Raw genomic sequence first — 5,677 nt, forward strand, 5'->3', positions numbered from 1 at the left:
GGAATGTCATCATGCTTGCCTTCGATGATCTCCTTGAAGCTGCGCACCGTGTCCTCGACCTTGACGTACGCACCGGGGATACCGGTGAAGATCTCGGCCACATGGAATGGCTGCGAGAGGAAGCGCTGCACCTTACGCGCACGCGACACAGTGAGCTTGTCCTCTTCCGAGAGCTCGTCGATGCCGAGAATCGCGATGATGTCCTGCAGGTCCTTGTAGCGCTGCAGAATGCGCTTCACGCCCTGCGCCACATCGTAGTGCTCCTGGCCCACAACGCGCACAGAAAGCACACGCGAGGTCGAGGTCAGCGGGTCCACAGCCGGATAGATACCAAGCTCCGACAGCGGACGTGAGAGCAACATGGTCGCGTCCAGATGGGCAAACGTCGTCGCAGGAGCCGGATCGGTAATATCGTCGGCAGGCACGTAGACGGCCTGCACTGATGTAACCGAGCCCTTCTTGGTCGACGTAATGCGCTCCTGCAACTCACCCATTTCGGTCGCGAGGTTCGGCTGGTAGCCCACAGCCGAAGGCATACGGCCCAGCAGCGTGGAGACCTCGGAACCGGCCTGCGTAAAGCGGAAGATGTTGTCGATGAACAGCAGCGTGTCGGCACCCTCAACGTCGCGGAAGTACTCCGCGACCGTCAGGCCGGTCAGCGCCACGCGCAGACGTGCTCCTGGCGGCTCGGTCATCTGACCGTAGATCAGCGCGGCTTTGCTCTTATTGAAGTCGTGAACGTCGATAACGCCCGACTCCTGGAACTCATGCCACAGATCGTTACCCTCACGGGTACGCTCGCCGACTCCTGCGAACACCGAGAAGCCACCGTGCTTCATCGCGACGTTGTTGATGAGCTCCTGGATGACGACGGTCTTGCCGACGCCGGCGCCGCCGAACAGGCCGATCTTTCCGCCCTTCAAGAAGGGCAGGATCAGGTCGACGACCTTGATGCCCGTCTCGAACATCTCCTCCGAGGTCGACTGCTCGTCGAACGCGGGGGCCTGGCGATGGATCGGCATATGCACCTTCGCGTTCACCGGGCCAAGCTCGTCCACGGGCTCGCCAAGCACGTTGAGCACGCGGCCCAGCGTCTCACGGCCTACAGGTACCGTAATACCCGCGCCGGTGTCGATGGCCTTCATGCCGCGAACCATGCCCTCGGTCGCAACCATGGCGATGCAGCGCACGCGGCCCTCACCGAGATGCTGCTGCACCTCGACGATGACGTTCACAGGCTGCGGCGTCACAAAACCATCGCCCACAATGCGCAGCGCCTGGAAGATAGGAGGCATGTGCGCCTCTTCGAATTGCACGTCAACGGCCGGGCCGCTGATGCTGATCACTTTTCCGATGTTCTCTGCCATAACTTTGTCTTACTCCGAACTCGTTGTTACTTTTCTTTCTGTCATTCCCGCAGGGGATCTGCTCTTACAGCGCTGCAGCACCGCTAACAATCTCGATAATTTCCTTGGTAATCGCAGCCTGACGCAAACGGTTCATGGTGAGTGATAGCTTGTCGATCAAATCGCCTGCGTTCTTGCTGGCCGCATCCGTCGCGGTCATACGCGCCGCATGTTCCGCAGCCGCAGATTCCAGAAGCGCATGGAAGATCTGCGTCGTAACATAGCGCGGCATCAGGTGACGGAACAACCGCTCGGGAGCCTGGTCGAAGATGTAATCGACTTCAGCGGTCCCAAACTTCTTCGCCTCTTGATCAATCTCTGTTTCCTCAGGTTCATTGATCGAGACACCGGAGCTCTGCGCAGCCTTGCCGGCCGCCTCTTTCTGCTCCTCGGTCATCTCTTCCGCAGCCGTAATCTCATGTGTGCCCAGCTTGCGAATCGGCAGCAGCTTTTCAACAACCACGCGCTGCGAGATAACCGACTTGAACTCGTTGAACACGATGTAGACCGAATCGATCTCGGCGCTCTCATAACGGTCGACGATCGAATGGGCCAAGGCCGTAACATCTTCGAAACCGATCTTCACCAGCAAGGTCGGATGCTCCGCCGCCACTTCGATAGGCTCCGCGCGATGACGGATGTCTTCGATGTGCTTGGAAAGCTCGTTGTCGTAGAGCTCTTCTTTGTGCTCGTAGGTCGCAGCGGGAAAGCGCTTCTTGTAGAAGCCAATCGCCTTCTTGCCGATCGGTTCCAGATCGATGTTCTGTCCCTGGGCACGCCGCTCGTCGATGAACTTCTGTGCGGCCTTGCCGATGTTCGAGTTGAAGCCGCCGGCAAAACCCTTATCGCCTGCGACTACCAGCACGAGCACATTCTTCTCTTCGCGCTCCACCAGCAGCGGGTGCATGATGTCGCCGGTGGACTCATTGAAAAGATCCGTCCGGCGCACCAGGGACTCCAACACGTTGGTCAGCATCTGCGCATAGGGCCGGGCCTGCATCGCGCGCTCCTGCGCGCGGCGCAGCTTAGCCGCCGAGACCATCTTCATGGCCTTGGTGATCTGCCGCGTGTTCTTCACACTGCGGATGCGACGCCGTAAATCGAGTACGTTTGCCATCAGTCCTTACGTTTCCTGCCCTGCTCGATTTTTATGCCTTTGCCCCGGCGGTTGCGGCTTCTTTGCGGGCTGCAAGGAAGTCCTGCTTGTAAGCGGTGATCGCGTCCTTCAGGCCCTTGCGAAGATCGTCATCCAGTGCCTTCTTCGACTCGATGCCCGACAACACCTGGGGTGCAGCTGAATCCATGTAGGTGTAGAAGCCGTCCTCGAATGCGCGAATGTCCTTGACCTCGACATCGTCCAGCAGACCCTGGGTTCCGGCGAAGATGATCGCCACCTGCTGAACCCACGTCAGCGGCTGGAACTGCGGCTGCTTCAGCAGCTCTGTCAGGCGCGCGCCACGGTTCAACTGGTTCTGCGTGACCTTATCCAGATCCGAACCGAACTGCGCGAAGGCTGCCAACTCGCGATACTGCGCGAGGTCCAGTTTCAGTGTCGAACCGACCTGCTTGGTCGCCTTGATCGCAGCGGCAAATCCTACGCGCGAGACCGACAGACCTACGTTCACAGCAGGACGAACGCCCGAGTTGAACAGATCGGTCTCGAAGAAGATCTGACCGTCGGTGATCGAGATCACGTTGGTCGGAATGTAGGCCGAAACGTCGCCGGCTTGGGTCTCGATGATCGGAAGCGCCGTCAGCGAACCGCCGCCCAGCTCCTTCGACATCTTCGACGAACGCTCCAGCAGACGCGAGTGCAGATAGAACACGTCGCCGGGGTACGCTTCGCGGCCTGGAGGACGGCGCAGCAACAGCGAAATCTCGCGGTACGAGGCGGCATGCTTCGAGAGATCGTCATAGATGATCAGCGCGTGCTTGCCGTTGTCGCGGAAGTACTCGCCCATCGCCGTCGCGGCGAATGGTGCGAGATACTGCATCGGCGCCGGCTCGGAAGCCGTAGCGGCAACGACGATGGTGTACGCCATCGCGCCATACTCTTCGAGAGTCTGCACCACGGTTGCGACCGAAGACCGCTTCTGACCAATCGCGCAATAGATGCAGATCAGGTCGTTCTTTGCCGAGTTGATAATCGTGTCCAAGGCCACGGCGGTCTTGCCGGTCTGGCGGTCGCCGATCAGCAGCTCGCGCTGTCCGCGGCCGATAGGAATCATCGTATCGATGGCCTTGATGCCGGTCGCCATCGGCTCTGTAACCGATTGGCGCGCGATCACACCGGGAGCGAGACGCTCAACCGGAAGCGTGTGCGGCGTGTTGATCGGGCCCTTGTCGTCGATGGGCTGGCCGAGTGCATTGACCACGCGGCCAATCAGCGCCTCACCCACGGGCACGGACATAATCTTGCCCGTACGCTTGACCTCGTCGCCTTCCTTCAGCTCGCTGTAGTCGCCCAGAACGACCGTTCCGACCTGGTCCTCATCGAGGTTCATGGCCAGGCCCATGATGCCGTGCGGGAACTCTACGAGCTCGCCAGCCATAACCTTGTCCAGCCCATGCACGCGTGCAATACCGTCGCCAAGGGTGATGATCGTGCCGACCTCGTCGACCTGGATGCGCTGCTCGTAGTTCTCGATCTGCTGGCGAAGGAGTTCTGTGATCTCGTTTGCCTGAATCTGTGCCATGCTCTTCCCTTTTCTTCCGTCTTCCAAACCCTTTAGTGTTGCGATATTGCTTGCTGCAATATCGCTTACTGCGAATTCGCTATCTCTATGCCCGTGCAGCAATCAGCCGCTGCTTCAACTGCTGCAACTGCGCGCGAACCGAACCGTCGTATACCGTCGATCCAATGCGAACCACCGCGCCGCCCAGCAGCGAGGCATCTTCCCGGTACGTCGCCCGAACATGCTGCCCGCCAGCGAGCTTGGTCACCTGTTGCTCCAGCAACTTGCGGTTGCCGTCATCCAGCGGACGCGCCGTAACAATCTCCGCCTCGGCTACACCGGTCGACTCATCGGCGAGCGCTAAATACGCCCCCAGAATCTCCCGCAGTTCATGTAGCCGCTGGTGATGCGTAATCACTGCAAGAAAATTCCGCGTCGCCGGGCTCATACCAAGCCGGCTCGCAATCGCGTCAAGGACCTTCAGCTTCTGCGGCTCCGGGATCGAAGGATCCTGCAGAACCTCGCGCAGATCGGTGCTGGCCTCCAGCGTATCCGCAAAATCATTCAACTGTCCCTGTGCGGCAACGACATCCAGCTTCTGGTCGGAGACCACAGCGGCAAAGGCACGCGCGTAACGGAGATCGACGATTGCCATTAGTTCTGGTCTCCCTTATCCGCGCCCAACCGATGCGCAAAACTCTCTACCAGCAACCGGTCTGTCTCGGCCGTAACCACCAGCTTGCGAGCGGCCTGCTCGATGGCAAGCTCCGCGGCATACTGCTGAATCTGACGCTGCGCCAACGTGGTCGCGGCCTGTATCTCCGCCTCAGCCGCAGCGATAATCTTCGCCTTCTCGTCTTCGACGCTGGCCTTGATGCGCTTCTCATCGCGAATCGAATCAGCCTCGGCGTGTGACCGCATCTCCGCAATCTGCGAGTCGAGCTTAGACAGCCGCGCCTCGACGGAGTTCAACCGGGCGTTCGCCTCTTCCGTCGCCGTACGCGCATCGACAAGCTTCTTCTGGATTGCCGAGCTGCGGTTACGGAAGGTTTTCGGCAGCGCCTTCAGCAGGCCATAGCCAACCAGGATAGCCAGAACAACAAAGTTGAAGACTTCGAACGCGGTCGCAGCCTGCGCACGATTCATCCCCAGCATGGCGCCGAGCTTCTGCACCATCGGAGACTGGCGATACGCTTCGTTCGCGTCCTTGATCTCTTCCTTCTTCTCAGGAACAGCACTGTCCGGAGCTGTCCGCTCGCCACCGTTAGCGGCGTGATGCTCGGACTGAGTAGCATCCTGCGCCAGCATCACGGAGTTCGACCCCGCCAACAGGACGACAGAGAGTGAAAGAAGAGCAAGCCCACGGAGCCCGGCACGAAGAGAGAAACGAAACATTACTGGTGTGCCTCCGAGATCTTGGTCCCCGCAGGGAGTACCGCACGGAGAATGCTCTCGCTCAACTGCGCAGTCGCGCCTTCAATCTGCAGACGGGCCGCAGCGGCCGAAGCCTCGATCTCCTTGCGTGCAACACGAATACGATCCTGAGCCGCATCACGCACGGAAGCCAGCGCGGCATCGCGTTCACCGTGCCATTGC

General features: G+C 59.8%; 5 protein-coding genes and 1 pseudogene. All 6 read right to left on the minus strand.

Annotation, left to right across the window (positions count from 1 at the left end; all coding sequences use genetic code 11):
• On the minus strand, positions 1-1,367 hold a 1,367-nt coding region (gene atpD / locus GSQ91_RS07030; protein WP_158820562.1), incomplete at its 3' end, for a F0F1 ATP synthase subunit beta.
• 64 nt (positions 1,368-1,431) lie between these two features.
• Positions 1,432-2,523, minus strand: a complete 1,092-nt coding sequence (locus tag GSQ91_RS07035) for a F0F1 ATP synthase subunit gamma (protein WP_158820563.1) — start codon at positions 2,521-2,523, stop codon at positions 1,432-1,434.
• Positions 2,524-2,554: 31 nt separating this feature from the next.
• Positions 2,555-4,102: a F0F1 ATP synthase subunit alpha gene (gene atpA, locus GSQ91_RS07040; protein WP_158820564.1), complete on the minus strand. Its 1,548-nt coding sequence runs from the start codon at positions 4,100-4,102 to the stop codon at positions 2,555-2,557.
• Positions 4,103-4,187: 85 nt separating this feature from the next.
• Positions 4,188-4,736: an ATP synthase F1 subunit delta gene (gene atpH / locus GSQ91_RS07045; RefSeq protein WP_158820565.1), complete on the minus strand. Its 549-nt coding sequence runs from the start codon at positions 4,734-4,736 to the stop codon at positions 4,188-4,190.
• Positions 4,736-5,476: an ATPase gene (locus GSQ91_RS07050; RefSeq protein ID WP_158820566.1), complete on the minus strand. Its 741-nt coding sequence runs from the start codon at positions 5,474-5,476 to the stop codon at positions 4,736-4,738. Before GSQ91_RS07050 ends, atpH begins: the two co-directional genes overlap by 1 nt.
• Positions 5,476-5,677: pseudogene (locus tag GSQ91_RS07055) on the minus strand (hypothetical protein); the annotation flags it as partial. The pseudogene GSQ91_RS07055 and the gene GSQ91_RS07050, both read right to left, overlap by 1 nt.

The sequence above is a fragment of the Granulicella sp. S156 genome (genome assembly GCF_009766105.1).
GTDB lineage: Bacteria > Acidobacteriota > Terriglobia > Terriglobales > Acidobacteriaceae > Granulicella.